The sequence below is a fragment of the Streptomyces sudanensis genome, assembly GCF_023614315.1.
GTDB lineage: Bacteria > Actinomycetota > Actinomycetes > Streptomycetales > Streptomycetaceae > Streptomyces > Streptomyces sudanensis.
The window spans coordinates 3,588,031-3,614,529 of record NZ_CP095474.1 but is presented as its reverse complement, the minus strand read 5'-3'; the positions used below and the strand labels follow the sequence as shown (position 1 = coordinate 3,614,529).

The following is a 26,499-nucleotide window of genomic DNA, read 5'->3' as shown; positions in this document are numbered from 1 at the left end:
CCCGGACTGACAGGGCCTTGTGGCGGGAGCCGGTGATCGCCGGAGCGGCAGTCGGCAGGACCGGCCGGCCCGCCTGCCCCCCGCCGGGCGGACGCACGACGGCCCCGGCAGGAGTTGCCGGGGCCGTCGTGGTGGGGTGCGGGTCATCCATCAGGGCATGACCCGGGTTCCTCAGGCCAGATACCGCTCACGCAGGTTCGTGAGGTCCTCGGCCACGGCGTCGGCGTGACTCCGGCGCTTCAGCATGCGGGCGATGTTGGCGCGCTGGACCGCCCAGCAACGGACCTCACGGCTGTCGGCCAGCTCGATCACGAGGCGATCCTCGGCTCGGAAGCCCCGGATCTCCCGCCAGGCGAACCGCTGGGTCCTGAGCGGATTGCGGACCTGCACTCCCCGCTCGTCGGCAACGACCGCCGTCCAGATGAAGGACCGGGAGGCCAAGGCCACCGCCCCGGCACAGAGGAGCGTGTAGAACGTGAGGTCACCGCCGCTCCGCGCGCCCGCCGTCATGTCGAGGTAGGCGAGGCCCACCACGGCGATCACGAAGAGCCCGGCGAACGGGTACACGCCGTTGCGGAACGTTGTACGGCTCTTGGTCACGGGCACCTCTTCGTCACCCAACAGGCTGCGCCGGGGGCGGTGTAGTAGCTGTTGAAAGCGTACTTGCCCCAGCGCCTCTTCCCTTTGATGTTGCGCGTGACGTAACCGACCTTGAAGCCGATGCCCAGAGTGACGGCGTTGAAGGCCATGCCGCGCTTGCTCCAGCGCTGCCGGCGCTTCTTGGCCATCTCACCCGCGACGTAGGCGCCGACCGAGGCGGCGGCACACAGGCCGGCGCTCGCGACGACGCAGACCCCGAGGGCCGCGAGGCCCGCACCGCGGGCGATCCGGTTGCGGTGCCTGTAGGCCCACTTGCCGACCCGCGAGTTCGTGAACCGGCGCCAGGTCTTGCGGCCCCAGCTCCAGCGCCCGACGAGGTCGTAGCGGTTGACCGGGTCGCCGTTGACGTACTCGTAGGCGTTCGCGTTTCCACCGTAGACCGGGTCCATGGACAGGAAACGTCCCGTGGCCGGGTTGTAGAGGCGGACGCCCATGAGGGTCAGGCCGGTGAGGGTCTCGGTGGAGCGCTGCTTGGCGCCGAGCCAGTTGTAGCGGACGGCCGCCTGGCCGGCGCGGGGGTTTCCGTACTCGTCGGTGTCGAGGGCGACGGGTGCCTTGGTGGCGTCCAGCGGGAGCTGGAGGGCGATGTCACCGTGAATGGTGGTGAACTGCAGGACGGTGTCGCCGGTCTTGCTCGTGGTGGCGGCGAGGTCGCCGGTGGCGGACTCGACGTTGCGGGTCAGCGCGCCGGTGGCGGTGTCCTCGACGATCCAGCGGGGACTGTCGCCGTCACCGTCGTAGTGGTTGAGCTTGGACGCCGTCTGAGTCCAGGTGGAGCCGCTGCCGATTTCAGTCTTCCCTTTCGACCGACGCTCGGATCCGCGATAATCCCCTTACTTTCCACAGAAAACCCCACCGAGGGGCGCGACCCAAAATGTGCCCTCGGATCGCGCCCCTCTATCTGTTCAGTCACCCCTTTCAGTGGTGACCGCACTCGAACCAGAGATTAATCCGCTCGACGCTCCAGAATCCAGGCGGCGGCGAAGACGACGGCAGCACTGCCGAGAATCGGCGCCCCATCCGACCTGCTAAAAAGGAGCGACACCGCGACCCCTCCGGTCAACGCGAGGCAGCCGAGAGCGAAGAACGTCAACGAGTTCTTGCCCTGGTCGAACTGACCCATTTACCCTCCCATTTTGGATCATTTTACTACCAGCGACGCCACCACGGCTTCCTTTTATGAGAGTTCGGCTTGCGGTAGACATGGCGCCCCGTAGACGGATAGTACTTCACAGCCCAGCGCCTGAGGGCTTTGCGGCCAAAATGCCGCCCCAGGGCACCGATGGCGGAACCACCGCCTCCATACCCCATCATCCCCTTGACTCCTGCCAGGGCAATATCACGACGAGACGCTTTACGGTTCCAGTACCATTTCGCACCAGCCCCGGCGAGGCCGCCTGCAATTACCCCACAAGCGCCAGCAGCTATACCGGCCGTGACGACACCACAGGCAAAGCCAGCCGTAAAGGAGGCGATGATTACACGGTTCCTCTTGACGAACCTCTTGATTCGCTTCCAGCTCCACCTTTTGCCGTCGAGGTCGTACTGGTTGACGGGGTCGCCGGGGTAGCCGTAGCGGTTGTCGCCGCCGCCGTGGACCGGGTCCATGGACAGGAAGCGTCCGGTGGTGGGGTTGTAGAGGCGGACGCCCATGAGGGTGAGGCCGGTGAGGGTCTCGGCGGAGCGCTGCTTGGCGCCGAGCCAGTTGTAGCGGACGGCCGCCTGGCCGGCCCGGGGGTTTCCGTACTCGTCGGTGTCGAGGGCGACGGGTGCCTTGGTGGCGTCCAGCGGAAGCTGGAGGGCGATGTCACCGTGGATGGTGGTGAGTTGCAGGACGGTGTCGCCGGTCTTGCTCGTGGTGGCGGCGAGGTCGCCGGTGGCGGACTCGACGTTGCGGGTCAGCGCGCCGGTGGTGGTGTCCTCGACGATCCAGCGGGGACTGTCGCTGTCACCGTCGTAGTGGTTGAGCTTGGACGCCGTCTGGGTCCACGTGGTGCCGCTGCCGGTCTCGACCTTCCAGGAACGGAAGCGGTGGGCGGCGTCGAGCAGCCAGGTCTGGCGCTTGCCGTCGGCGGTCTGCTGGTGGACCAGGTCGTTGGCGTAGTAGCCGACCGTGCCGTTCTGCGGGACCGACGTGGTGCGGCCGAAGGCGTCGTAGACGTAGCCGGTGTCGACGAGGCGGTCGGCGCTGTCGTAGGCGTGGCCGGTGACGGTGCCTCCCGTCGTCGGGCAGTCCGCACCGGGAGCGCCGGCCGCGCTGGTGAGCGACGTGCGGTTGGTGCGGTTGTCGAAGGCGTACGTCCGCCTGGTGCAGATCGTGTCGGTGGTGTCCTCCACGGTGGTCAGGCGGCCGGTGGCGTCGTAGCGGTAGGTCTGGTCGGACCAGCCGGCGTGGCTGGTGACCTGGCCGTGGACGGACTCGGTGACGGTGTCGGAGTAGACGACCGTGCCGTCGCTGTCCCGCGTGTAGGTGCGGTCGAGCACCGAACCGGTGGTGTCCTCGGTCTGCTTGACCGTGTAGCCGCCGGGCAGCTTCTCGCTGCTGACGGAACCGTCGGCGTCGTAGGTGGCCCTGAAGGTGCCCGCGACGGAGTCGGTGGTGCTGGTGGCCATGCCGCGCGGCTCGACCGCGTGGTCGTAGGTGTGGGTGACGGTGGACGGGGTGGTGTCGGTGGTCTTGACCGGCCGGTCGAGCAGGTCGTACTCGGTGGTGGTCGTACCGCCGTCGGCGTCCGTGTAGGAGACGAGGCGGCCGAGCTTGTCGAACTGCTTGGTGATGGTGCCGCCGGTCGGTGAGACCGTCTTGACGGCCTGGCCGGTGGCGGGGTCGTACTCGGTCGTCGACTCGGGGACGGCCTGGCCGATGCCGCCGGTCATCGCGGTCTTCACCACGCGGCCGGCGTTGTCGTAGGTGGTCGTGGTCGTGCGGGTGACGCCGTTGGCGGTCTCCGTGACCTTCGCCGGGCTGCCGAACCAGTCGTACTCGGTGGTGGTCGTGGGCAGTTGTGCCGGGTTGCTGCCGCCGTTGGTGATGGCGCCGGCGGGACCGGTGGAGCACACCAGGTCGGCCCACTCGGGACGGCCCTGGCAGGTGCCGGTGCCGGTGGCGGACCAGTACGTCGTCACCCGCGTGGCGGCGTCGGTGCCGGTGGCACCGGGCAGGAGCTGCTTGGTGACACGGCCCTGGGCGTCGTACTCGGTGGTCTCGGTGATCGCCAGGCCGCCCGGGTCCTTGACCGTCTTGACCGGCAGGCCCTTGACCCAGTCGTAGACCGTCTGGGTGATGCGTGCCTCACCCATGATCGACGGGTGCTCGCGCACTTCGGCGCCGGTGGTGACCTTGGTGACCTGGTCCTTCACCTTGGCCGTGCCGTCGGTCGGGCGGCCCGCGTCGTACTCGTTGACCGTCCAGGTCCGGGCGGTCACGGACGTGCCGGCCGGGACGAGGGTCGTGGTGCCCGACTTCAGGTCCGCGGTCAGCTCGCTGCGGCGCAGCGGGCCGAACTCCTCCAGCTCGCGGGTGCCGGTCTCGTTGTAGAGCGACTTGGTGGAGAGCGCGTCGGCGCGCTCGGCGGTGGTGAGCTGACCGATGCCGAGGCCGGCCTGGGTGGCCCTGTCGTCGGCGGTCAGGCCGAGCGCGACGGCCCGGTTGGCGGCGGTGAGCTCGCGGACGGTGTTGCCGAAGCGGTCGTACTCCGTGGTGGAGACGTGTCCGCCGGGCGTCGCCGTGTTGACGCTGCGGGCCGACACGCCGAGGTAGGTGATGTTGGCTCGCCGGTAGTCGGTCGCGGTCAGGTCGCCACCCGTGTGCGAGGCGGGAACGGCGTCGGCGGGGAAGACGGCGGTCGCGTCCGTGGGCGCGTCCGTCTGGCCCCACGCCTTCACGTCGGCGGCGCCCATCTGGTACGGGGCGGTGGTGCCGGTCAGCGGGACGTCGTAGACGACGCTGGTGGCGGCGGTGCCAGCCTCGGTGCCGGTCGTGCCCTGCTGGAGACCGGGGCGGGACGCCTTGAGGAGCATGCCGTCACCGGCGGTGGAGGCGTTTCCGGCCTTGCCGTAGGTGAACGTCCAGGGCAGTTCGCCGGGCGGGGTGAGCTTGGTGACGCGGCCGGCCGCGTCGTATTCGTATCCGGTCTTCAGCGCAGGGCTGATCTGCGGGTTCCACGCCTGGCGCAGCCGGCCCTCGGTGTCGTACTCGTACGTCTGCACGGTCCTGGAGGTCGCCGCGGTCGCGCCGGGGGCGGTGGCCCACAGGCGGATCTCCTTGACCTGGCCCGCGTAGTCGCCGAACGCGCCCGCGGTGGCCGTGGTCGTGGCCGCGTAGACGAACTCCATCACCCGGCAGCCCTTGGTCGCCGGATCGGCGGTGCAGGCGGCGGAGGTCGCGGCGGAGGTCGGGGCGATGATCCGCTTGGGCCGGGCCAGCTTCCTGCCGTCGACGGTCACCGTCTCGGAGACCACGGTGGTGGTGGAGTTCGACAGGCCGTCCAGCAGCGTGCTGGACACCTGCCAGCTGGTCGCCGCGGCGTCGGGCTTGGTGAACTCCGTCACCGTGCCCTCGGTGTCCGACAGCGTGAACGAGCCGGTGGTGCTGCCCTTGAGCGTCAGGTCCTCCGCCCCGGGCTCGGGGATCCAGGCCGTCCTGGCCGCGTTGGCGGTGAAGTGGGTTTCCTCGCCTTCGGAGTCGACGAGCGCGACCGCGGTGTCCGAGACCCTGCGGACGTGCGAGAAGTCGGATTCCGTCATCTCGGCTTCGGTGCCGGACACCCACTCCTTGCCGAAGATCGCCACTTGGCCTTCCTGCCTGGCGCCCTTGTCGGGGAGACGGGAGGAGGCGGTCCGGTTGACGGACAGGCCGAAGGCGGAGGCGTCGGCGCCGGAGAGGGTGTAGTCACCGGTCAGCAGGTTGACCGAACCGGGACCGACCTCGCTGGTGGCGGCGCCGGAGGCGTTGCGGTCGACGACGACGGTCAGGGGCAGGGTGGCGCCGGTGGCTCCGTTGGGGCCGGTGAAGTCGGCCTTGATCTGCACGCTGCCGTCGGGGTCGACGGTGTCGGTGGCGTTCCACACCAGCGGGGCGTTCTTGCCGCCGGTCATGGGGACGGGCCACGCGGTCAGCGGGGTGCCGCCGGAGGTGACGTCGCCGGCGGGGATCCTCACCCACGGGTCGGCCTCGGAGCGGCGCCAGGAGAAGGACACCGCGTCGTACTTGCCCGCTTCGGCCTCGGCGACCAGGGGCAGGCGGCGTGCGGTGCGCTCGCCCTCGGTGGGCTGGACGAAGCCGCCGGGGCCGGCGTGGAAGAGGTACTCGATCGCTTCGGACTTGTTGTCGGCCTTGTCGACCTGACGCACCTGGAGGGTGTGGCTGCCGTCCTTCGGCGGGGTGACGCTGATGGCCTTGGCGGCGGTGGAGCCGCCGGTGGCGACCTTGGTCCAGGTCACGCCGTCCAGCGACCACTCCAGCCAGTGGTGGTCGGTGCCGTTGGGGGTCACCGTGAACGTGCCGGCCTGGCCCGCGCCCTTGACCCACTGGCCGGTGGGGTAGTCCGTCGAGACGATGCGCGCCGGGGCGGAGGGGTTGGTGGTGTCGACCGTGAAGGTCTTCCACTCCGACCAGCCCAGGTTGTAGTGGACGCCGTCGTACGGGCTGGTGCGGAACTGGTACGTCTTGCCGTTGGTCAGCACGCCGGCCGGGACCGTGACCGGGGCGGGCTGCCCCGACGGTACGAACGCCGAGCGCAGCACGGCGCCGACCTGGGTGTTCGTGGCGGTGTCGAAGATCTGGTACGCGCCCTGGATCTTGTCGCCGTTGGGGTCGACGAAGGTGTCGCGCAGGGTCGGCGTCACGGTGTTGACCGTGTAGGCGCCGCCGTAGGAGAAGTACGGCGGGCCGGCCTCCTGCTTGGTGCCGGTGCGCGGCCGGTAGTTGTAGGTGACGACCAGCTTGGGCGGGTTGGCGGCGGCGTTGGCGGAGTTGACCCGCTTCCACTGCCCGGTCACCGTCTCGTCCGCGGCGCGGATGCCCATGCCGGCCTGGGACCACTTGTTGTTCGACCAGTGCTGGGCGAGGTCGGTCACGTCGGCGTTGATCCAGCCGTCCGGCTGCGTGGAGCAGCTCGCGTTGCCGCGCGTCTCGGAGGAGGTGGCCATCCGGGTCACCATCGCCGGGCGGTTGGTCCACCGGGAGGCGGTGGTGGCGTTGTTCGCCGTCCACACCTCCCACGGCTGCGCCGGGCAGGAGGAGCCGGTGTAGTTGCCCGAGTGGAAGTTCCACAGCGACAGCTTCGCGCTGGAGACCAGCGCGTCGGCGAACGGCGCCGTCCGCCAGGTGATGTAGGTCTGGGCGATGCGGGGCGTGCCGTCGGCGTTCTTCGTCCCCGGGTTGCCGAAGTCCAGTTCCTGCTCGGCGGAGGTGTCGTAGGTGACGCCCTGCTGCACGTAGGTGTCGAACAGGTTGCCCAGCGACGAGGTCGACGGGTCGACCGTCACCGGGTACTTGGTGGCCGGGTCGGCGAGGAACTTCGCGTCCGGGGTGACGACCAGGTCGATCGTCGCGCCCTTCTGCACGACCTTCATCGCCACCGGCACCTTGCGGGTGTGCTCACCGGAGACCGGGTCGACGGTGGCGTCCCACATCACCGGCGCCGGCATCAGCGCCCGCTCGGTGCCCTTGGCGTCGGTGAACAGCACGCCGCCGTCCGCCTGCGGCACGGCCTTCAGCCCCTTGGCCTTCAGCGGCAGCGTGTAGGTGTAGCCGTCGGTCGCCGGCCGCTGCTTGATCTCGACGAACTGCTCGAACCCGGTACGCGTCGCCTCGACGACCACGTCCGCGCCCGGCACGGCGTCGACGTACTCGGCGCGGTTGCCCTCCAGCTTCGGCGCGGGCAGGCCGCCCTTCCACTGGAGGGTGATCTGCTCCTCCCCGTCGCCGAGGGTGACCAGGTCGACCGGCTTGGCCTGCCCGGTGGCCGCCAGCGACCTGGCGGGGGCCTGCGCGGACTTCCCCGCGAGCCGCAGTCCCTGGGGGTGCGCGATCGGGGCGACGGAACCGTCCGGACCGGAGACCATGTCCAGGTCGACGTCCCGCCACTGGCCCGTGGCCTTGTCGGTGAACCGGACGGGGCCCGCGACGATCTCACTCGTCAGTGAACCGTCCTTGTTCACCCACGTCGTCGACGTCTCCGTGCGCTCCGAGAGGGCCTCCACGCGCTTGCCCGACAGACGCGCGGCCACCCGGGCCGAGGCGATGTCGGCGGCCTGCGTGACCGCCGTCTCCCGCGGCTTCGCGGGAGCCTCCGGCGGATCGGCCGCCGCGACGCCCTCCGTCAGGGTCACGGCCAGGGCGAAGGACAAGCCTCCCGCTATCCAGCGCAGGCTCCTCCCCGTCCAAAGCCGCCCGCGCTCATGTGGCGCGGGTATGTGAATCGTCATGATTCCCCGGTCTCTTGTGACTGTCCGCGTCACTCCTGTGACGCGCCGGTGAAGATACCGATCGGAGACGAACAAGCGGGGGAGAAGATTTCCGCACATGTATGACACAACCACTCAATGGTTGCTGTGATCTGACACACAATCACATCGAGGGGCGCCCGTTTACCCGGGATTCGCCGGTCCATGCACGCAGTCGCGAGGAAAGCCCCGAGACGCTGCTCACAGCGGAATCGGCCGTGCGGACGGCGGACGCAAAAACGCGGGGCCGCACGACGCACACACCGAAGGCGGCTGGACCCTCGCGTCTCGGTCTCCGGTGTCCGCGATCAGGGAAAAGCCCTAGCCGAGGCCCTTTACCGCCAAAGGCCGAGGCCGACCCCAGCGCTGCGTATGGGGAGGAACCCGGGCCGCCGAGTGGAGGGCGGGGTCAATCGGCGGTCTCGGTCAAGTGGCCGGAGTGGTCGGTTCGCCGCGTGGCCGCGCGGGTGTCCGTATGGCCCGGGGGCCGAGCGAACGGCGGGCGGCAGACAGGCCGGTGGGACGGATGGGTGGGAAGGGACGAGCAAGCAGACGGACGGGCCGGGCGTCGCCCTCAGTCGCCGGCGTCGACGATCCGCAGCGTTCCCGCGCCGGCTCGTCTCGCGGCGTCGACCAGTCCCCGCGCTTCCCCGTCGCCGAGGCCGAGCCAGAGCGGGGTGTACGGCCCCGAGGCGGACAGCAGTTGGCGGTTCCCCGACCAGGACTCGCAGTGGATCACGCGGTGGGCCAGCAGGGCGAACCGGCGCAGGTCCGCCTCGTCGGTCAGGTCGATCTCACGGCCCATGTACGGATCGGGGCGGTTCAGCAGCCTGCGCAGCGGGAAGGACCGCTCTCCTTCATGGGGTTCCGCGTCGGCCCGGTCCCTCAGGGCCCTGAACGCCGCCTCCGCTTCCTCGGGGAGGTCGTCGTCGGCGTAGAGGTCGATCGTGGTCGTCGCCCCCGACCGTCCCACGTGCGCGCCGAGAACCGACAGGAAGACCTCCAGGTCGCGTTCGTCGTGAGCCGTCACCAGCACGATTCCGATTCCTCTCCGATGTGGTGCGCCCGCGCCCCGCCGTGCGTGGTCTCCTATCGCCCGGCCGGGGCGCGCCGGCGGTGGCCGTCACGCGGCCAGCAGTGTCACCGCACGCAGTTTCGCACCGAGTCTCGCCGGGTCGGATGGGACGCCGCCGCGCAGCAGGTCGATCCAGTGCTCCCCGTGGCGGATGTGCAACTCGGCCGTGCCGGCGAAGAGGCGGCGGCGGCGTGACACGAGGATGTCGCGTGACAGCTCGCGTTCGACGGCCGCGGCCATCCGCGCGACGGGGGCACCGTGCGCCGTGAACGTCTCGGCGGTCGGGGCTTCGCACAGGTCGCCGCCCCAACCGATGGTGAAGGAGTGCCCGGTCAGCAGAAGCCCGAGGGCGATTTCGCGGTCCCACGTCAGGGATGCGGTGATCTCCAGGTTGTTCTCTCCCCTGAGTGCCGTGCCGAGGTACCAGAGGGCCTCGTCGCGGATGATGCCGGGCGGGTCGGCATCGGTGAGGACGCCGTCGAGGGCGTCGATCAGTTCCCGCTCGCAGTGCGTCGGTTCTTCCCTGGCGTTCAGCCGGTCGTCGGTGTGCAGGTAGGGCATGTCTCCGGTCTCCTCGGAAGGGGGTGTTCCCGGACGGCCGGAACCGTGTCCGTCCCCGCCCGGGCCCTTGCGGAGGAAGGGTCAGCCGTTGAGCAGGTCCACGGCGAGGACGGCCGTGAGGAGCAGGACGAAGGCCAGTCGTACCGCGATCAGTCCGTTGACGGCATGGCGGACGACGCGCCGGGGGGCGAGGCGGAGCGACCACGTGACCGCCAGTGAGGCGAGTGTCCCCAGGGCCGAGTACGCGAGTTCCGCATGGCCTCGCGGCTGCCCGGGAGCGCTGGGGTCGAGGTCGTAGGACTCCATGTACATCGCGAGCGCCAGCAGCAGCCAGCACAGCGACACCACGGCCGTGATCGCGGTTTCGGCGGTGGCGAAGACCAGCAGGGCCGTGCTGCGGCGGTCGGGCTGGGGAGCGGGCCGCCGGATGGCGCCGTCAGTCATGTGAAAGGACCCCCGTTCCTGGCGTTCGGCGCCGCCCGCGCCTGCGGCGAGTTTCGCACGAGGGCGAGGGCAGGGTTCCGGGGCGGGCCCGGACCAGGGGTGATCGGTGCCGTTGCGCGCCGGCCGGTCGTCGGACTGCCGAGACCGGGCGTTCCCGGTCGCCGTCCTTCGATCGGCGGGGCCGCGGCGAACGGCGGGGCCTCTGCGACTTCCGGCCGGAGCGGGAAGAACACCCGGGTGGAGAGGACTCTCCGCGGCCGGGCTCCGAACCGGTGGGCACCCGCCGGTCGGTCGCCCCGTGAATCCGCGTCCCGCGCGGCGGAGCCGGTCGCGGAAGTCGGCCCGGACGAGATGGCCCGGGTCGCAGCCGGCTCCTCCTCGGGGCGCGTTCCCGTCCGGAACGGGTGACGGGTCAGGGGCGTTCCTCGTCGTGCGGCCTCTCGGACGGCGCCCCGGGGATCTGCTCGACGGTCCAGTGCTGATCGCCGTCGACCAGGCCGTGGAGCGCGTACGCCTCGAAGGGGGTGTCGTGGGTGAGGAGCACGTGCGCAGCCTGGGCGGCGCTGTCCAGTTCCACGGCGCAGTCGGTGGCGCCGAGGTCCTCCAGCCTCCGGGTGACGTGCGCGAACCATGCTTCCCGGTCCGCCACGACGAAGTCCCAGCGGCCCGTGACGCTGATGCGCTCGGCGGACTCGGGCACCGGACCGGCACCGGTCGCGGTGTCCTCCTCGGTGTCCTCCTCCATATCCCCCTCCGCGTCCTCCTCCATGTCCTCCTCGAACAGGTCGGAGAACGGACTGCTCCAGCCCGATGCCTCGAAGGTCTCGTCGGAGTAGCGCGCCGCGGCGGCACGTACCCGCTCGATGGCATCGACGGCCCTCCGAGGTGGGACGTCTTGTCCGGACATCACCTCGGCGTGCTCGGTCAGGGCTGCCACGAGTTCGTTCAGCGCGGCGGAGATGTTCGCGCTCATGGTTCCGTTCCTCTTCTTCCTGCGTCCGGATCTCCGGTACGGCTCCGACGGCTTCCGTCACCGGTTGTGGGGAGGGGTGTGGGAGATCTGCCCGCGCCTGCCGGAGTGCCGGATGCGAAGGGGCGCTGCGAGGTGGGATTCGGAGGGCGGGCGTGACCGTGACCCGTCGGGATTCGGGAGCGGCTTCCGTCTCGGGGTGGCTCCCGAGTCTAGGGGCTCTCGCGTCGGGGTGGACGAGGCGGTGTTCCCGGTGGTGCGGTGCGAGTTCGACGGCTCCGGGGAGCCGGGCGACCGGGAGGTGATCGAAGCGGCCGGAGGAGTAGTGGCCCTCCCCGCCGGCCCGGGCGGGACGACCCCAAAGGGCACCCGCTTCAAGGCCGGGCGGGCCGAAACGGCCCGGCGGGAGCGGCTCGCGCCGCTTGCCGGCGGCTCACCCCGTGGTCCGGTGCGCCGCTTGCCGGCGGCTCACCCCGTGGCTCGGTGCGCCGCTTCCCGGGCGAGGTCGGTGTGGAGGCGGAAGAGGGCGGGGCGGGCCCCGCCGTGGTCGCGTTCGCGCAGGGCGGTCCAGCACCGGGCGACGAGTTCCCTGGCCTGGGCACCGGGCCAGGGGCGGGGCAGGAGTTCGGGCGGCAGCAGCGGGTCGGGCTCCATGGCGCGGGTGAGTTCGGCCGCCAACTCCACGGTGATGGTGAGCAGTTCGGACGGGGAGAGTTCGGCGGGGCCGGTGAGGCGGTCGAGGCGGGGCCGGGCGACGCGGGCGAGGCGGTGGTAGCGGTCGGCGACCTCCTCCAGGGGCCACAGGCGGCGGGCGAGTCCGGCGGGCTCCCGGACGTCGCCCCTGCGCAGGTCGGTCGTGCTGAGGAGGGTGAGGGTGTCGTGGGCGCCGAGGCGGTGGGCCGCGTCCTCGACGTACGGCTCCCAGGCGTTGGCGCAGACGTACAGTCCGCCCTGGAGCGGGGCGCCGCCGAGGCGGACGAGCGTCTCGCGCAGGGCGTCCCGGGCCGTGCGCGCCGATTCGGGTACGGCGAAGGCGGCCAGGTGCCAGACGCCGTCCCAGGGGGCGAGCCCGGCGTCCTGGCGGAACGCGTGCCGCAGGAAGTCCGCGTTGGGCGCCAGGGCCCGCACGGTGTCCTCGGTGGCGTGCAGGACCGCCTTGCGGCCCCGGCCCTCGTGGGTGAACCGGTTCTCGGCCACGAGGCGTTTGACGCACAGCCGCACCTGCTGGTCGCTCATGCCGAGGGTCGCGGCGACGGTGTACAGCTCGTCCGCGTCGACCGTGCCGTCCTCCCGGACCAGCGCGTGGACGAGCATGCGGGTGGGGATCTCGACGTGGTCGCTCACGGTGCGCTCGGCCCTCCCGGCCCGTTCGCCGCGACGGGGCGGCGCATGGTGGTCACTGCACCGAACCCCAGCAGCCCGCGGAAGTAGGGCGTGCGCTCGGTCCGTACGGCCGTGAAGCCGCACCGTTCGTACAGGGCTCTGGCGCGTGGATTGGTGTCGATCACGTCCAGTCTGACCTCCCGGCAGCCGTGCTCCGCCGCGACGGCGGCCACTTCCTCGACGAGCAGGCTTCCGATGCCGCGGCCCCGCATGTCCGGGGCGACGGCGATGCCGTCCATGACGAGCTGCCTCGGGGTCGGGTGGCGTTCGAACAGGGCGAGGAGCAGGAGCCGGGGCAGTCCCGCGAGGTGCCCGTACGTACGCAGCACGTCGAGGGCCGATCCCCCGGTGAGGGCCCGCCCGCCGAGCTGGTAGCCGGCGAGGCCGACGAGCCTGCCGTCGAGGAGCGCGCAGACCGCGCGGTCGGCGTTGAGGTGGGCGGCGATGAAGGGCACCGCCTTGTCCGGCGGGTTCAGCGCGGGGCCGAGTTTGCGGCCGAAGGCCTCCCAGTACAGCTCGGCCGCCCGCCGCTCGGCCCCCGCCGGGAGTCCTCGCCCGACCACCACCGGCCCGGCTCCGGATGCTGTGTCCCGCTCCATGCGGTGCTCCTTCTTCTCGAGAACCAGAAACTATCAGATCGGTTACGATCGTTTTCACGATGATAGTTTGCGTGGAGGCGGTTCGCGCGACGGCAGTTCGCGCGGTGAGGGTTCGCGTTCCCGTGCAGGATCGAGCAGAGGTGGTCGTCCCATGTGTCCGAAGATCCGGCCCCGGCGACGCGGGCTCCGCGTCGCGGCGTGGCTGCTCGCCGTGGTCCTGTCGGCGGCCGCCGGCCTCGTCGGCGTGGTGCTGTGGCAGCACTCCTACGACATGGACGAGCGGCGGGTGGTGATCCGCCACGGCGGCCACACCCTCAACGGCGTGCTGACCACCCCCAGGAACGGCCGCGAGCGCCACGGGCTGGTGGTGTACGTCCACGGCGACGGCCCCGTCGACGCCACCCACGACGGCGGCTACCGGCCCCTGTGGGAGGCGAACGCCAGGGCCGGGTACGCCTCCCTGTCCTGGGACAAGCCCGGTGTCGCGGGCGCCCCGGGCGACTGGCTCGACCAGTCCATGGAGGACCGGGCCGACGAGGCGGCCGCCGCCATCGCCTGGGCGCGCGCCCGCCCGGACGTCGACGGCGACCGCATCGGCCTGTGGGGTGCCAGCCAGGCGGGCTGGGTCCTGCCGAAGATCGCGGCCAGGACCCCGGTGAGGTTCGCCGTCGCCGTCTCGCCCGCGATCAACTGGCTGCGGCAGGGCCGCTACAACCTCCTCGCCGAGCTGCGCGCCGACGGCGCGTCGGCGGCCCGCACCCGGGCCGCGATCGCCCGGAGCGACGCCGTCCGCCGGCTGCTGGAGCGCCGGGCGACCTTCGAGGAGTACGTCGAGGCCGTGCGCGGCGACACGGACGGCATGACCGCCGACCGCTGGAGCTTCGTCTCCAGGAACCACACCGCCGACGCCACGCGGGACCTGCGCGCGCTGCGCGGCACACCGGTGCTGCTGGTCCTCGCGGGCCGCGACCTCAACGTGGACGTCGCCGACACGGAACGCGTCTACCGCGAAGTGCTGGGCCCCGGTGGCGCGTTGACGGTCGAGCACCACCGGGACGCGACCCACTCGCTGCTCAGGCCGTCCGTCGAGCGGTCGGGCGCCAGGACCGTGCTCACCGCGCTGTTCTCCCCCCGCTCGCTCTTCGCGGACGGATTCCTGGACGGCCAGCGGCGGTTCCTGGAGGGAATCGGCCGGGGCGGCGGCACCCCCTGACCGTCCCGCGGGGGCGGCGGGTATGCCATTACGGCATCTCGAACACATGGACGCCTGGGTGAAGTACCTTTTCGGACATTCTTTTTGCAGGGACGGACACGCCCTTCGGTGACGGACCCGACTTCGGGGACGGACCGGCCTTTCGGGGACGGACCCGTTCCTCGTAGGGCACCCGTTCCCCGTACGGCACTCCTCCCCCGTACGGCACTCGTCCCCGTGCGACGCCCACCCCTCGGGTGACGGGCCCGTCCCGGGCGGTGGGGCGGGGCGCGGTGGCCGGTCCCGAGTCGGGGCGGCCTTCGCGGGACGGCGGCCGTGCGCGGGTCCGGGCCGCCGTACCGGGCGGTGCGGGAGCGGAGCCGGGTGCCCGGCGGGGGCCGGGGGCCCGCGTGGGGCATGTCCCCGGACCGTCGTGGGTACCGGAGCGGTGCGCCGCCCCGACCCGTACCCGCGGACGGCGCCCACCAGGGCCCGGAACCGGCCCGTCCGGGCACGGGACCGGCGGCCGCGCCGGCCCCCGCGAAGCCCCTCCCCCGGCGTTGTCACACCGCTGTCAGTGGGTTGTGGGCCCGTTGTCAGAGCCCTCCCGGAGGATCCTTCCCGGACCCAAGGAGGCCCCATGACACTCGCGATCCAGGCAGAGGGCCTGGTGAAACGGTACGGCTCGCACACGGCGCTCGCAGGCGTCGACCTGTCCGTACCCGCCGGCACGATCCTCGGCGTGCTCGGCCCCAACGGCGCCGGCAAGACCACGACCGTGCGCATCCTCTCCACCCTGCTGCGCCCCGACGAGGGCCGGGCCGTCGTCGCCGGGTACGACGTGCTGCGCCAGCCGGTCGCGGTGCGCCGCCGGATCGGCCTGACCGGGCAGTACGCCTCGGTCGACGAGGAGCTCACCGGTTTCGAGAACCTCGTCCTCGTCGGCCGGCTGCTCGAGATGCCGAAGGCCGAGGCGCGGGCGCGCGCGGCCGAGCTGCTGGAGCGGTTCTCGCTCACCGACGCCGGCGGGCGCCCCGTCAAGACGTACTCGGGCGGCATGCGCCGCCGGGTCGACCTGGCCACCAGCCTGGTGGGCCGGCCGGAGGTGCTGTACCTGGACGAGCCGACCACCGGCCTGGACCCGCGCAGCCGCAACGAGGTGTGGGACGTCGTGCAGGAGCTGGCCAACGACGGCGTGTCCGTGCTGCTGACGACCCAGTACCTGGAGGAGGCGGACCGCCTCGCCGACCGGATCACGGTCATCGACCAGGGCCGGGTGGTCGCCGAGGGGCGGGCCGACGAGCTGAAGAAGCGCACCGGCGGCCAGACCCTCCAGGTGCGGCCCTCCGACCTGCGGGACGTGCCGGAGGTGGTGCGCATCCTCGGGATGCTCACCGACGCCGCGCCGACCGCCGACACGGACACCGGCCTGATCAGCACCCTGGCCGACGACACCGTGCTGCTGTCCGCGCTGGTGCGGCGGCTGGACGAGGCGGGCATCGCGGTGGACGAGCTCGCGCTGCGGCTGCCCAGCCTGGACGACGTCTTCCTCTCCCTCACCGGCAAGCCCGCCGCCGGAAACACCGACGGCGCCACCGAACCGATCACCGAACGGAGTGCGGTATGAGTGCCGTCGTCAAGTCGGCAGCCATCGAGCGCGTGGGGCCGATGCGCGGCCTCGGGCACGGCCTCACCCTGGCGGCCCGGAACATCCGCTACATCCTGCGCTCCCCCGCCACCCTGGTGGACACGATCATCCAGCCGGTGCTCTTCCTCGTGGTGTTCGCGCTGCTGTTCGGCGGCGAGATCGCGGGCGACTGGCAGGCGTACCTCCAGCCGCTGGTGCCCGGACTGATGATCCAGATCATCCTCTACGCCAGCGCCGGCACCGGGCTCGCCCTGAACACCGACGTCGTCAAGGGCGTGTTCGACCGCTTCCGCAGCCTGCCCATCGCGCGCTCCGCGCCGCTGGTCGGCGCCGTCCTCGGCGACGTGGTGCGCTACGCCCTGGCGCTGGTCGTCCTGCTCGGCCTGGCCTTCGCGATGGGCTTCCGGGTGAAGACGGGCCCGATCGAGGTGCTGCTCGCGATGCTGCTGGCGATCGGCGTCGGCCTCACCATGTGCTGGCTGTCGGTGCTGATCGGCATGGCCGCGCAGAGCCCGCAGGCGGTTCCGGGCATCACCATGGCCCTGGTGCTCCCGCTGACGTTCGGCAGCAACATCTTCGCCTCGCCCGAGACGATGCCCGGCTGGCTTCAGTGGTGGGTGGGCGTCAACCCGGTCAGCCACTTCGTGGACGCCACCCGGGCCCTGCTCCTCGGCGGGGACGTGTCGGGTCCGCTGGTGGCCAGTTTGATCTGGATGGCTGTCCTGTTCGCCGTACTGTTCCCGTTGGCCGTACGCACGTACGCCCGTCGGACCAGGTGAGTTCACTCCCGGTTGGCATATTGGTCGTCGGACTCAGAGCAGGAGGACATGCGTGCTGACCGTGCACTTCACTCACGAGGACATCGCCAAAGCCCATATGTCGCCCATGGCCTGTCCCGAGGCGGAGGCGCTGTACGCCCTCGGCCACCTGGAGCGCTCCGCGCGCCAGAGCAGGGGCGTGGGCAGGTGGGTGGCGCACGCACGTGCCTGGGTGGCGGCGCGGCCGTCGCGCCACCCGGCCCTGCAGCACGCGCTGCACCTCGGCGACGATCTGATGCCGTTACTGCTGTCGCGCCGCGCCCCGGACCGGGGCGCGGCGGTGTCGGAGGAGACCCGAAGAGCGCTGGCCGTGCTGGCCGAGTTCCGCAAGGCGTGCATCACCCCGTACGAGACGAGCATCCGGGAAATGCTCGACGAGACCCGCCACCGCTACTCGAACATGGTCGCCCGGCTGGGGCTCGCGGAGACGCTCGAACGGCTGCAGTGCAGGGCCAAGTGGGAGGCCGGCAGGCTGACGGTCGACGAGGGCCCGGACCGCGAGGTCTTCCTCGACGGGCAGGGTCTGGAGCTGGTGCCGTCGGTGTTCCTCAGCGGTGCCCCGCAGTTGCACACCCGGCAGGACCGTGCGGCCCGGCCGGTGAACGTCATGGTGTTCCCGGTGTGTTCGCACGGCCTGGCCACCACCGCGCTGGTGAAGGACGCGCAGCGGCCCACCAGGCCGCTGCCGCAGCTGCTCGGGCGGACCCGGGCGGCGGTGCTGGAACGTCTCGCCCAGCCGCAGTCGACCAGTGAGCTCAGCGCGGCGCTGCGCATCTCGGTGACCACGGCCAGCGAGCACGCCTCGGTGCTGCGCAGTTCGGGGCTGGTCTCCACGACCAGGGACGGCAGCCGGGTGCGCCACGAGGTGACCCCGCTGGGAGCCCTGATGCTGAACTCGCCGACGGAGCCGGCGCGCACGTGGTGCCGCGAGTGCGACGAGCGGTGCGACGTGGGCGGCGGGGCCAGGGAGCTGGTCGCATGACATGATGACCCGCGAATGAGCGAGAGGTGTGCCGGGAGAGTGGCGAGCGTGCGTTTACTGCTTCTGGGTCCACTCGAACTGCGTGACGGCGACGGGCGGCCGATACCGCCGGGCGGTCGCCGTGTCGGCCTCCTCCTGGCCCGGCTCGCGCTCACCCCGGCCGAGCTCGTCCCCACCGGCACCCTCATCGCCGACCTGTGGGAGGACGAGCCGCCGGCCGCCGGCGGGATCAACGCACTGCACCGGCTGGTCTCGCGGGCCCGTCGCGCGCTGCACCAGGCCGGCCACGACGACGTGGGCGTGGTCTCGGGGCCCGGCGGCTACACGCTGGCCGTCGGCCCCTCGGACGTGGACGTGCACCGCTTCGAACGGCTCGCGGCGGAAGGCCGCCGGCTGCTGCGCGCGGGCACCCCCGAGCAGGCCGCGTCGGTGCTCCGGGAGGCCCTGTCGCTCTGGCGCGGGCCGGTCCTGCCCGAGTTCGCCGACGTCGGGTTCGCCGGGCGCGCCGCCGCCCGGCTGGAGGAGCTGCGGCTCGCCGCCGTCGAGGACCACATCGAGGTCCGGCTGCAACCGGGCCGCGCGCCGGAGCTCCTGTCCGAGCTGTACGACCTGACCACCGCGCACCCCCTGCGGGAGCGCGCCACCGGGCTCCTCATGCGCGCCCTCCAGCTCTCGGGCAGCCCGGCGGAGGCGCTCGCCGCGTACGAGCGGCTGCGTGCCGCGCTCGCCGACGAGCTGGGCGCCGTGCCGTCGGCCGAGCTGCGGCGCCTCCACGCCGAGGCGCTGACCGACGGCGCCCGGCGGGGTGCGGCCGACGCGCCCGGCGGGTCCGCCGGTGCGCGGCCCCGGAGCGCCAGGCCCGGTGCTCCGGCCGCGGCGCCCGCCCCGTCGCCCGGTGCGCCCGCGTCGTCGCCCGGTACGCCCGCGCCGGCCGGGAAGCCGGGCCTGCCCAGCCCCATCACCCGCTTCGTCGGCCGGGCCGGCGAGTTGCAGCGGGTGGCGACCTCGCTGCGGGGTTCCCGGCTGGTCACGCTGTACGGGCCGGGCGGGGTCGGCAAGACCCGGCTCGCCACCGAGTTCGCCTCCCGCGCCGACTCGGACACCGCCGATCTGGTGCGCCTGGTCGAACTCGCCGGGCTCCGCCCCGGCGACGACCTGCCCGACGCGGTCGCGCGGGCGCTCGGGCTCCCCGGCACCCCCCTGCTGGAGCAGTCCCACTCCGGGCGCAGCCGGTTCGACCGGCTCACCGCCTTCCTGTCGGCCCGGCGCGTCCTGCTGGTCCTCGACAACTGCGAGCACCTGATCACGGAGGTCTCCCGGTTCGCCGCCGAGTTGCTGGCCGCCTGCCCGAGGCTGCTGCTCCTCGCCACCAGCCGCGAACCGCTGATGATCACCGGTGAGGCGATGTGCCGGGTCGGCCCGCTGCACCTGCCGTCCTCGGAGGCCGAGGCCGAGCACTCCACCGCCGTGCAGCTCTTCTGCGACCGGGCCGCGCTGGTGAGCCCCGGCTTCGCCCTCACCCCGGCCAACGCGGCGCAGGTGGTGGAGATCTGCCGCAAGCTCGACGGGCTGCCGCTCGCGATCGAACTCGCCGCCGCCCGGCTGCGTTCGATGTCCCTCCGGCAGATCACCGAGCGCCTCGACGACCGCTTCCGGCTGCTGGCGGCCGGCAACCGCACCACCGCCGCCCGGCACCGCACCCTGCGCGCCACGATGGACTGGAGCTGGGCGCTGCTGACCGAACCCGAGCGCGCCCTGGCCCGGCGGCTCTCCGCGGCGGGGAACGGCGTGACCCAGGACGCGGCCGTCGCCGTCGGCGTCGGCGCGGGCGAGGGCCTGACCGAGGAGGACGTGCCGTACGTCCTGTCCTCGCTGGTCGACAGGTCCCTGCTGCACCTGTGGGAGACCGAGGGCGGCGAGATGCGCTACCGCATGCACGAGACCACCCGGGCGTACTGCGCGGAGCGCCTCGCGGAGGCCGGTGAGCGCGAGTCGGCGGAGGCCGCCTGCACCCGGCACTTCCTCGAACTCGCGGAGCACGCCGCCGGGCAGTTGCGCGGCGCGGGCCAGCCGCGCTGGATCGCCCGGCTCGACGCCGACCACGACAACGTGCTGCTGGCCCTGCGCCGGGCCGTGGACGGCGGGGACGTCGACACCGCGGTCCGGCTGGGGCTGGCGCTGAGCTGGTACTGGGTCATGCGGGGCCGGTACACCGAGGCCAACAGCCGGTGCGCCGAGCTGATGCGGTTCGGCGCGCGCGTACCGGAGAAGGCCGCGGCGCTGTTCACCGCGCTGCGGCTGCTGCTGCCCGCGCCCGCCGGCCGCGACCCGGACGGCGCCGGCCGCGACCAGGGCGTCGCCGAGGCGGCCCGGCGGGCCCGCGACTGCGACGCCATGGGCGAGCACCCGCTGCTGGCCCTGCTGGAGCCCAAGTGCTGGCAGCTCGCGGGCGAGCACGAGGAGATGGAGCGCAGCGCCCGGCGGGCCTGCGCCCACCCGGACGCCTGGGCGCGGGCCTCGGGCCGTGCCGCGCTCGGTTTCGCGGCGGAGACCGCGGGCGACGTCGGCGCGGGCGAACGGCACCTGCGGGCCGCGCTGGAGTCGTTCCGCGAGCTGGGCGACCAGTGGTCCACGGGCCAACTCACCTCCATGCTGTCCCGGTTCGCCTCGCTGCGTGGGGACACCGGAGGGACGCTGGCGCTGCTGCACGAGGCGCAGGCCGCGATCGAGGCGGTCGGCTCGGCCGACGACATCGCGCAGATCCGGGTGCGGCTCGGCTTCGAGCAGCTGCGCTCCGGGGAGTACAACGCGGCGGAGGTGAGCTTCCGCAGCGTGCTGCGCGGTCCGCGGCGCACCATGCCCGAGTACGAGGTGCTCGTGGCCGCCGGCCTGGCCGAGCTGGCCACCCGGCGCGGGCAGCCGTCCATCGCCTCCGCCCGGCTCGAACGGGCGCGGCGGCTGCTCGACGACACGCTCATCGACAAGGAGTACCTGCACATCGAGGTGCTGCGGCGCACCGCGGCGCTGGAGCTGTCGCAGGACGCGGGGGACGTCGCCGCGGCCCGGTCGGCGGCGGCCGGGGCGCTGCGGCTGGCGCTGCCGCTCAACGACATGTGGGTGCTGGCCACCGTCGCCGAGCTGCTGGCGGTGGTCACCCTGCACGAGGGCGGACCGGAGCGGGCGGCGCGGCTGCTCGGCACGGCGACGGCGCTGCGGGGCCTGGCGGACCTGGGGAGCCCCGAGGTGCGGGCCCTGGACGGGGAGCTGACCGCGCGGCTGGGCGCGGAGGAGTTCCGCCGGGTGCGCGCGGAGGGCGAGCGCCTGTCCCGGGAGGAGGCGGTGCGCGCGCTGGTGGCCGCGGTCTGAGGCCCCGGCCGCCGGCCCGGCCCGCCTACCGGTTGAGGAAGGCCAGGACCGCCAGGACCCGGCGGTGGCCGGTCCCCGAGGCGGGGAGACCCAGCTTGGTGAAGATGTTCTTGATGTGCTTGCTCACCGCCGGTGCCGACAGGCCCAGCAGTTCGCAGATCCGCCCGTTGTCGTGGCCCTCCGCCATCAGGCCGAGGACCTCGCGCTCGCGCGGGGTGAGCTGGTCGAGCGGGTCGTGGGTGCGGCGCCGGCCGAGGAGCTGGGATATCACCTCGGGGTCCATGACGGTGCCGCCCGAGTGGACGCGGTGCAGTGCCGACATGAACTCGGCGACGTGGCCCACCCGGTCCTTCAGCAGGTAGCCGATCCCGCTCGCGTCGTCGCCGAGGAGTTCCGTCGCGTAGTTGTCCTCCACGTGCGCGGACAGCACCAGCACCGGGAACCCGGGGCGTTCGCGGCGGAGTTCGGCGGCGGCCCGCAGGCCCTCGTCGCGGTAGGTCGGGGGCAGCCGCACGTCGAGCACCACCACGTCGGGCGTCAGGGACTCCACGAGCGCGGGCAGTCCGTCGGCCCGGTCCACCGCCTTGACGACCGTCATCCCCTCGGTCGCCAGCAGCAGTTCGAGCCCGGCCCGCAGCAGGGCGTCGTCCTCAACGATCAGCACGCGCATGGAAGTTCCACCCGGATGGTCGTGGGCCCGCCCGGCGGGCTGGACACCTCGGTCGTTCCGTCGAAGGCCGCGACCCGGCCCCTGATGCCGGCGAGTCCGCTGCCGCGGGTCTCGTCGGCGCCACCGCGGCCGTCGTCGGTCACAGTGACGTACAGGGTCTGCCCCTCGGTTCCCACGGCCACACGGATCCGGGAGGCTCCGCTGTACTTGACGGCGTTGGTGAGCGTCTCGGCGACGACATGGTACGCGGCCACCTCCACCGCGGCGGGGGCGCGGGTCAGTTCGCCGATCTCCAGGTCGCACGGCAGGGGGCAGCGCAGGGCGAGGGCCGAGACGGCGCCGGCCAGGCCGCGGTCGGCGAGCACGGGCGGGTAGATGCTGCGCACGACGTTCCGCAGTTCCGCCAGGGCCTCCTCGGCCGCGGCCTGGGTCACCCCGATCAGCTCGCGGGCCTTGGCGGGGTCTCCGTCCATGAGGCGTTCGATGATGCCCAGGTGCAGCCGCACGGCGACCAGCCGGTTCTGGGTGGAGTCGTGCAGGGCGCGTTCGATGCGGCGCAGTTCGGCGGCGTGCGCCTCCAGGGCCTCCGCCCGGGAGGTGGTGACCTCGGCGAGCCGGTGGGCGAGCCGCACCCGGCCGGCCGCGGTCAGGTGGCGGACCCGGAGCCGGGCGTGCAGCAGCGCCACCGGCGGGGCCAGGTACACCAGGAGGGCCAGGTGCGGGACCGCCGCCACGGGGGTGAGGAGCGCGGTGGGCCAGTCGCGGACCTCGAAGAGGGCGGGGCTGAGCACGACGTACGGCGGGAGCAGCCACCACCACAGCGGCAGGGTGAGGGCGACGGCGGCGGTGAGCATCGGCACGAGGACGAAGATCCCCGCCGGCAGCCCGGCCAGCGCGTTGACCACGGACCGGCCGAGCTCGCGCCGCAGCCGGGCCATTTCCTCCCGGGGGCCGGGCGCCAACTCCTTGGGGACCGGGATCTCCCTCCGCATGAAAACGGAGACGCTGGCGTCCAGATCCCTGGCCCGTTTCCTACTGGCCCCCTCCAGCACGGTGGGAACAAAATCGGTGCGCACCCCCACCGCGGAGAGCACGCAGGCGAAAAGGAGAAGGGGGAGCGCGAACCAGGAGCCTGCGGCCGAACGTGCGGCGGCGATCAGGTAGCGCACCTCGGGCCGCGCCTCGTGGACCTTTTCTCTCAGTATCGAGACGGCGTTCTGCTTCCCGGGTATATCTGGGTGCACCTTTTCGGGTGTATCCGGCTCTCCGTTGTCGGGCTTCGCGGCCTCGTGATAGCTTCCCGGCGTCATTCTGAGCGGGGGTTTCCTCTTGTCCGGCGTTTCCATGAATTACAGCGCACCCGACGCACCTGCACTGGTCCTGCGTGACGTAACCAAAAACTATGGCTCCAAAGAAAATTCGGTGCAAGCTCTTCGGGGTATTTCCGTAGAACTTGCACGGGGCAGCTTCACTGCGGTAATGGGCCCGTCCGGTTCCGGGAAGAGCACATTCCTGCACTGCGCCGCCGGACTGGACCGCCCCAGCGGGGGCGAGGTCCGGCTCGGCGGCGTCTCGCTGTCCGGCATGGGCGAGACCGAGCTGACCGGGCTGCGGCGGGACCGCATCGGGTTCGTGTTCCAGGCGTACAACCTGCTGCCCTCGCTGAGCGTGCAGGACAACATCACCATGCCGCTGCGGCTCAGCGGCGCCTCCCTGGACCGCGCCTGGCTGGAGGAGATCACCGAGCGCGTCGGGCTGACCGGCCGCCTGCGCCGCCGCCCGTCCGAGCTCTCCGGCGGCCAGCAGCAGCGGGTGGCGATCGCCCGGGCGCTGATCAGCCGGCCCGACGTCATCATGGCCGACGAGCCGACCGGCGCCCTGGACTCCCACACCGGCAAGGAGGTGCTGCGGCTCTTCCAGGAGCTGGTCCACGAGCTCGGGCAGACCGTGCTGATGGTCACCCACGACCCCGTCGCCGCGTCGTACGCGCACAGCGTGCTCTTCCTCGCCGACGGCAGGCTCGTCGAGCGGCTCGACTCCCCGACGGCCGAGACCGTCGCCGAACGCATGGCGCGGCTCGGGGGCCGGTGACCGTGCTCGAGATCGCGTGGAAGACCCTGCGCGCCCGCAAGGCGGCGTTCCTCGGCGCCTTCGTGGCGCTGTTCTGCGGTACGGCGGTGCTCGCCGCGTCCGGCATCCTCGTCGAGTCGGGGATGCGGACGTCGGTGCGGCCCGAACGCTACGCCGGCGCCGCGGTGATGGTCGGCGGCAACCAGACCCTGCGCATCCCCGGCGGCGACTTCACCGTCCAGGAGACGCTGCCCGAGCGGGCCCGGCTGAAGGCGGACACCGTCCGCGCGGTGGCCGGCGTCCCCGGGGTGGAGCGCGCCGTCGGCGACTACAGCTTCGCCGTCGTCCTGGGGGGCCCGGGTGCCCGGCCGCTGTCCGGGCACGGCTGGGACAGCGCGGCCCTCGGCCCGTTCCGGCTGACCGAGGGCAAGGCGCCCGCGTCCGCCACCGACGTGGTGCTGGACTCCGCCACCGCCGAGGCGGCCGGTGTGCGCACCGGGGACCGGGTCCGCGTCGTCGTGGAGGCCGTACCCGCCGAGTACCGGGTCTCCGGCGTCGCCGAGCCGGCCGGCGGGGCCGCGCTGGAGCGCCGGGGCGCGGTGTTCTTCGCCGACGCCACCGCCGCCCGGCTGTCCGGCCACCCCGGCTCCTTCGACGCCGTCGGCGTGCTCGCCGAGGACGGTGCCGACGCCGACGACCTGGCCGACCGCGTCGAGGACGGTGTCCCCGGCACCGTCGTCTACACCGGCAACGACCGGAGCATGCTGGAGTTCCCCGACATCGGCTCCTCCAGCGGGCTGCTCATGCTGGTCGCCACCTCCTTCGGCGGCATGGCGGCCTTCGTCGCCATGTTCGTGGTCGCGGGCACCCTCGGGCTCTCCGTCAACCAGCGGCGCCGGGAGTTCGCGGTGCTGCGCGCCATCGGCTCCACCCCGCGGCAGGTCTACAAGCTGGTCCTGAGCGAGGCGCTGCTGGTCGCGGTCGTCGCCGGCGTCCTGGGCTGCGTCCCCGGCGTGGCCGTCGCGGAACTGCTGCGCGGCCTGTTCGCCGGGTTCGGCGCGATCCCCCACGACCTCCCCCTGGTCATCGGCCCCGCGCCGATGGTGGCGGCGCTGGTCCTGGGCGTCGGCACCGCCCTCCTGGCCGGGCTGATCGCCGCGTACCGCCCCGCGCGCATCAACCCCGTCGACGCGCTCGGCGAGGCGGCCGTGGAGCGCCGCGGACTGCCCGTGTGGCGCGTGCTGCTCGGCCTCTTCCTCTTCGGCATCGGCACCCTCGCGGCGCTGATGCCGCTGGTGATGCGCAGCGAGCTCGGTGCCGCCGGGGCCGGCGGCGCGGCGCTGCTCGGCCTGGTCGGGCTCGCCCTGCTGGGGCCCCTGGTGGTCCGCGCCATGGTCGCCGTGATCGGCCTGCCGCTGCGGGCGAGCCGGGTCAGCGGCTTCCTCGCCGCCTCCAACAGCCTCACCTCGGCGCGGCGGCTGAGCTCCGCGGTCATGCCGCTGGTGCTCGCCATCGGCTTCAGCGTCACCCTCGTCTACACCCAGACCACCCTGTCCGCGGTCTCCGGCCGGCAGGTCGCGGAGGGCCTGGGCGCCGACTACGTGGTGGGCGACGGCGGTTCGGGCGGCCTGGCGCCGCAGGTCGTCGACCGGATCCGCGGGGTGAAGGACGTGGAGGTGGCGACCGCGGTGTCCACGTCCAAGGGCTTCATGTCCGTCACCGTCTTCGAGGACAAGGAGATCGCCGGCTTCTCGCTGCGCGGCGTCACCCCCGAGAAGCTCTCCCGGACCATCGACCTCGGGATCGTCGACGGCGACATCGGGGACCTGCGCGGCCGGACCCTGGCCATGGAGGACTCCCAGGCCACCCTGCTGGGCACCTCGGTCGGCGAGCGGGTCCCGCTGTACCTCGGCGACGGCACCCTCGTCGAGCTGAAGCTGGTGGCGACGTACGAGCGCGGCATCGGCTTCGGCGAGATGACCGTCCCCCAGGAGGTCCTGGCCGGGCACACCACGGCCCGCTCCCCCGGGCAGCTGCTGGTGCGGGTCCGGGACGGCGGCGACCGCGAGGCGGTCGGCGCCGAGCTGCGGAAGCTGGCCGGGTCGCACCCCTCGCTGTCGGTGCAGGACCGCGGCGGCTTCTCCGCCGGGGTGCGGGAGGAGGCGACCACGGCCGCCTGGGTGAACCTCACCGGTCTGGCGCTGATCCTGGCCTACATCGCCATCGCCGTCGTCAACACCCTGGTCGTGGCGACCGCGGCGCGCTCCCGCGAGTTCGCCCTGATGCGGCTGATCGGCATGACCCGCCGCCAGGTGGTGCGCACCCTGCGCTGGGAGGCGCTGCTGATGTGCGCGATCGCGGTGCTGCTGGGCACCGCGATGACCCTGCTGCCGCTCGGGGCGCTGAGCGTCGCGTTCCTGGGCCGTCCGCTGCCCGCCGGGTCCCCGCTGATCTACGTGTCGGTGGTCGGCGCCACGGTGGTCCTCGGCATCGTGGCGACGATGCTCCCGGTGCGGCTGGCCCTGCGGGCCAAACCGGTCGAGGCCATCGGCGTGCGCGAGTAGCGACACGACGGGTGTGGTCGCGGAAAAGGGGGCGGGGCCCCGGCCGGT

18 protein-coding genes and 1 pseudogene are annotated in these 26,499 nt (G+C 72.5%); 7 read left to right on the top strand and 12 right to left on the bottom strand.

Features of this window, described 5'->3' with window-relative positions:
- Window positions 1-171: 171 nt before the first annotated feature.
- The 10 genes and pseudogenes from MW084_RS16695 to MW084_RS16650 form a co-directional block, all read right to left on the bottom strand.
- The gene (locus MW084_RS16695; protein ID WP_010472503.1) at window positions 172-600 is read right to left on the bottom strand and encodes a PH domain-containing protein; all 429 of its coding nucleotides are present in this window, start codon (window positions 598-600) and stop codon (window positions 172-174) included.
- Window positions 597-1,457, bottom strand: a pseudogene (locus tag MW084_RS16690) (RHS repeat-associated core domain-containing protein); the annotation flags it as partial. The gene MW084_RS16695 and the pseudogene MW084_RS16690, both read right to left, overlap by 4 nt.
- 149 nt (window positions 1,458-1,606) lie before the next feature.
- Window positions 1,607-1,783, bottom strand: coding sequence for a hypothetical protein (locus MW084_RS16685; protein ID WP_158684342.1), 177 nt, complete (start codon window positions 1,781-1,783; stop codon window positions 1,607-1,609).
- 26 nt (window positions 1,784-1,809) lie between these two features.
- The gene (locus MW084_RS16680; protein WP_420833768.1) at window positions 1,810-8,001 is read right to left on the bottom strand and encodes an RHS repeat-associated core domain-containing protein; all 6,192 of its coding nucleotides are present in this window, start codon (window positions 7,999-8,001) and stop codon (window positions 1,810-1,812) included.
- Window positions 8,002-8,683: 682 nt separating this feature from the next.
- Window positions 8,684-9,145, bottom strand: a complete 462-nt coding sequence (locus MW084_RS16675) for a hypothetical protein (protein WP_010472497.1) — start codon at window positions 9,143-9,145, stop codon at window positions 8,684-8,686.
- A gap of 87 nt (window positions 9,146-9,232) precedes the next feature.
- Window positions 9,233-9,745, bottom strand: a complete 513-nt coding sequence (locus MW084_RS16670) for a hypothetical protein (RefSeq protein WP_010472496.1) — start codon at window positions 9,743-9,745, stop codon at window positions 9,233-9,235.
- Window positions 9,746-9,826: 81 nt separating this feature from the next.
- Complete coding sequence (locus MW084_RS16665) at window positions 9,827-10,189, bottom strand: hypothetical protein (RefSeq protein ID WP_010472494.1); 363 nt, start codon at window positions 10,187-10,189, stop codon at window positions 9,827-9,829.
- A gap of 412 nt (window positions 10,190-10,601) precedes the next feature.
- On the bottom strand, window positions 10,602-11,162 hold the full coding sequence (locus MW084_RS16660; RefSeq protein WP_010472492.1) for a hypothetical protein: 561 nt from the start codon (window positions 11,160-11,162) through the stop codon (window positions 10,602-10,604).
- A 465-nt stretch (window positions 11,163-11,627) separates the two neighbouring features.
- The gene (locus tag MW084_RS16655) at window positions 11,628-12,503 is read right to left on the bottom strand and encodes a PaaX family transcriptional regulator C-terminal domain-containing protein (RefSeq protein ID WP_010472491.1); all 876 of its coding nucleotides are present in this window, start codon (window positions 12,501-12,503) and stop codon (window positions 11,628-11,630) included.
- A complete protein-coding gene (locus MW084_RS16650; RefSeq protein WP_010472490.1) occupies window positions 12,500-13,141 on the bottom strand; it encodes a GNAT family N-acetyltransferase in 642 nt (213 codons plus the stop codon). Before MW084_RS16650 ends, MW084_RS16655 begins: the two co-directional genes overlap by 4 nt.
- Window positions 13,142-13,292: 151 nt before the next feature.
- Between MW084_RS16650 and MW084_RS16645 the strand changes: the two genes are divergently transcribed.
- The 5 genes from MW084_RS16645 to MW084_RS16625 all read left to right on the top strand — a co-directional run bounded on the left by MW084_RS16645 (window position 13,293) and on the right by MW084_RS16625 (window position 21,147).
- Window positions 13,293-14,354 carry an alpha/beta hydrolase family protein gene (locus MW084_RS16645; RefSeq protein WP_010472489.1) on the top strand — a complete coding sequence of 354 codons (1,062 nt, stop codon included), beginning with the start codon at window positions 13,293-13,295 and terminating at the stop codon, window positions 14,352-14,354.
- A gap of 619 nt (window positions 14,355-14,973) precedes the next feature.
- Window positions 14,974-15,960, top strand: a complete 987-nt coding sequence (locus MW084_RS16640; protein WP_010473315.1) for an ATP-binding cassette domain-containing protein — start codon at window positions 14,974-14,976, stop codon at window positions 15,958-15,960.
- Window positions 15,957-16,760: an ABC transporter permease gene (locus MW084_RS16635; protein WP_010473314.1), complete on the top strand. Its 804-nt coding sequence runs from the start codon at window positions 15,957-15,959 to the stop codon at window positions 16,758-16,760. The genes MW084_RS16640 and MW084_RS16635 overlap by 4 nt, the downstream gene beginning before the upstream one ends.
- A gap of 52 nt (window positions 16,761-16,812) precedes the next feature.
- Entirely contained in the window at window positions 16,813-17,781 is a 969-nt protein-coding gene (locus MW084_RS16630; protein ID WP_010473312.1) for an ArsR/SmtB family transcription factor, read from the top strand.
- Window positions 17,782-17,829: 48 nt separating this feature from the next.
- Window positions 17,830-21,147, top strand: a complete 3,318-nt coding sequence (locus MW084_RS16625) for an AfsR/SARP family transcriptional regulator (RefSeq protein WP_010473310.1) — start codon at window positions 17,830-17,832, stop codon at window positions 21,145-21,147.
- Between the two features lie 25 nt (window positions 21,148-21,172).
- Here the strand turns inward: MW084_RS16625 and MW084_RS16620 are convergent, their stop codons facing one another.
- Both MW084_RS16620 and MW084_RS16615 read right to left on the bottom strand, forming a co-directional pair.
- Window positions 21,173-21,817, bottom strand: coding sequence for a response regulator (locus MW084_RS16620; RefSeq protein ID WP_010473309.1), 645 nt, complete (start codon window positions 21,815-21,817; stop codon window positions 21,173-21,175).
- On the bottom strand, window positions 21,805-23,061 hold the full coding sequence (locus MW084_RS16615) for a sensor histidine kinase (RefSeq protein WP_255114211.1): 1,257 nt from the start codon (window positions 23,059-23,061) through the stop codon (window positions 21,805-21,807). Before MW084_RS16615 ends, MW084_RS16620 begins: the two co-directional genes overlap by 13 nt.
- 100 nt (window positions 23,062-23,161) lie before the next feature.
- On the opposite strand from MW084_RS16615, the gene MW084_RS16610 reads away from it, so the two are divergent.
- Both MW084_RS16610 and MW084_RS16605 read left to right on the top strand, forming a co-directional pair.
- Window positions 23,162-23,908, top strand: coding sequence for an ABC transporter ATP-binding protein (locus tag MW084_RS16610; RefSeq protein WP_010473307.1), 747 nt, complete (start codon window positions 23,162-23,164; stop codon window positions 23,906-23,908).
- A gap of 2 nt (window positions 23,909-23,910) precedes the next feature.
- The gene (locus MW084_RS16605) at window positions 23,911-26,451 is read left to right on the top strand and encodes an ABC transporter permease (protein ID WP_029553702.1); all 2,541 of its coding nucleotides are present in this window, start codon (window positions 23,911-23,913) and stop codon (window positions 26,449-26,451) included.
- Window positions 26,452-26,499 lie beyond the last annotated feature (48 nt).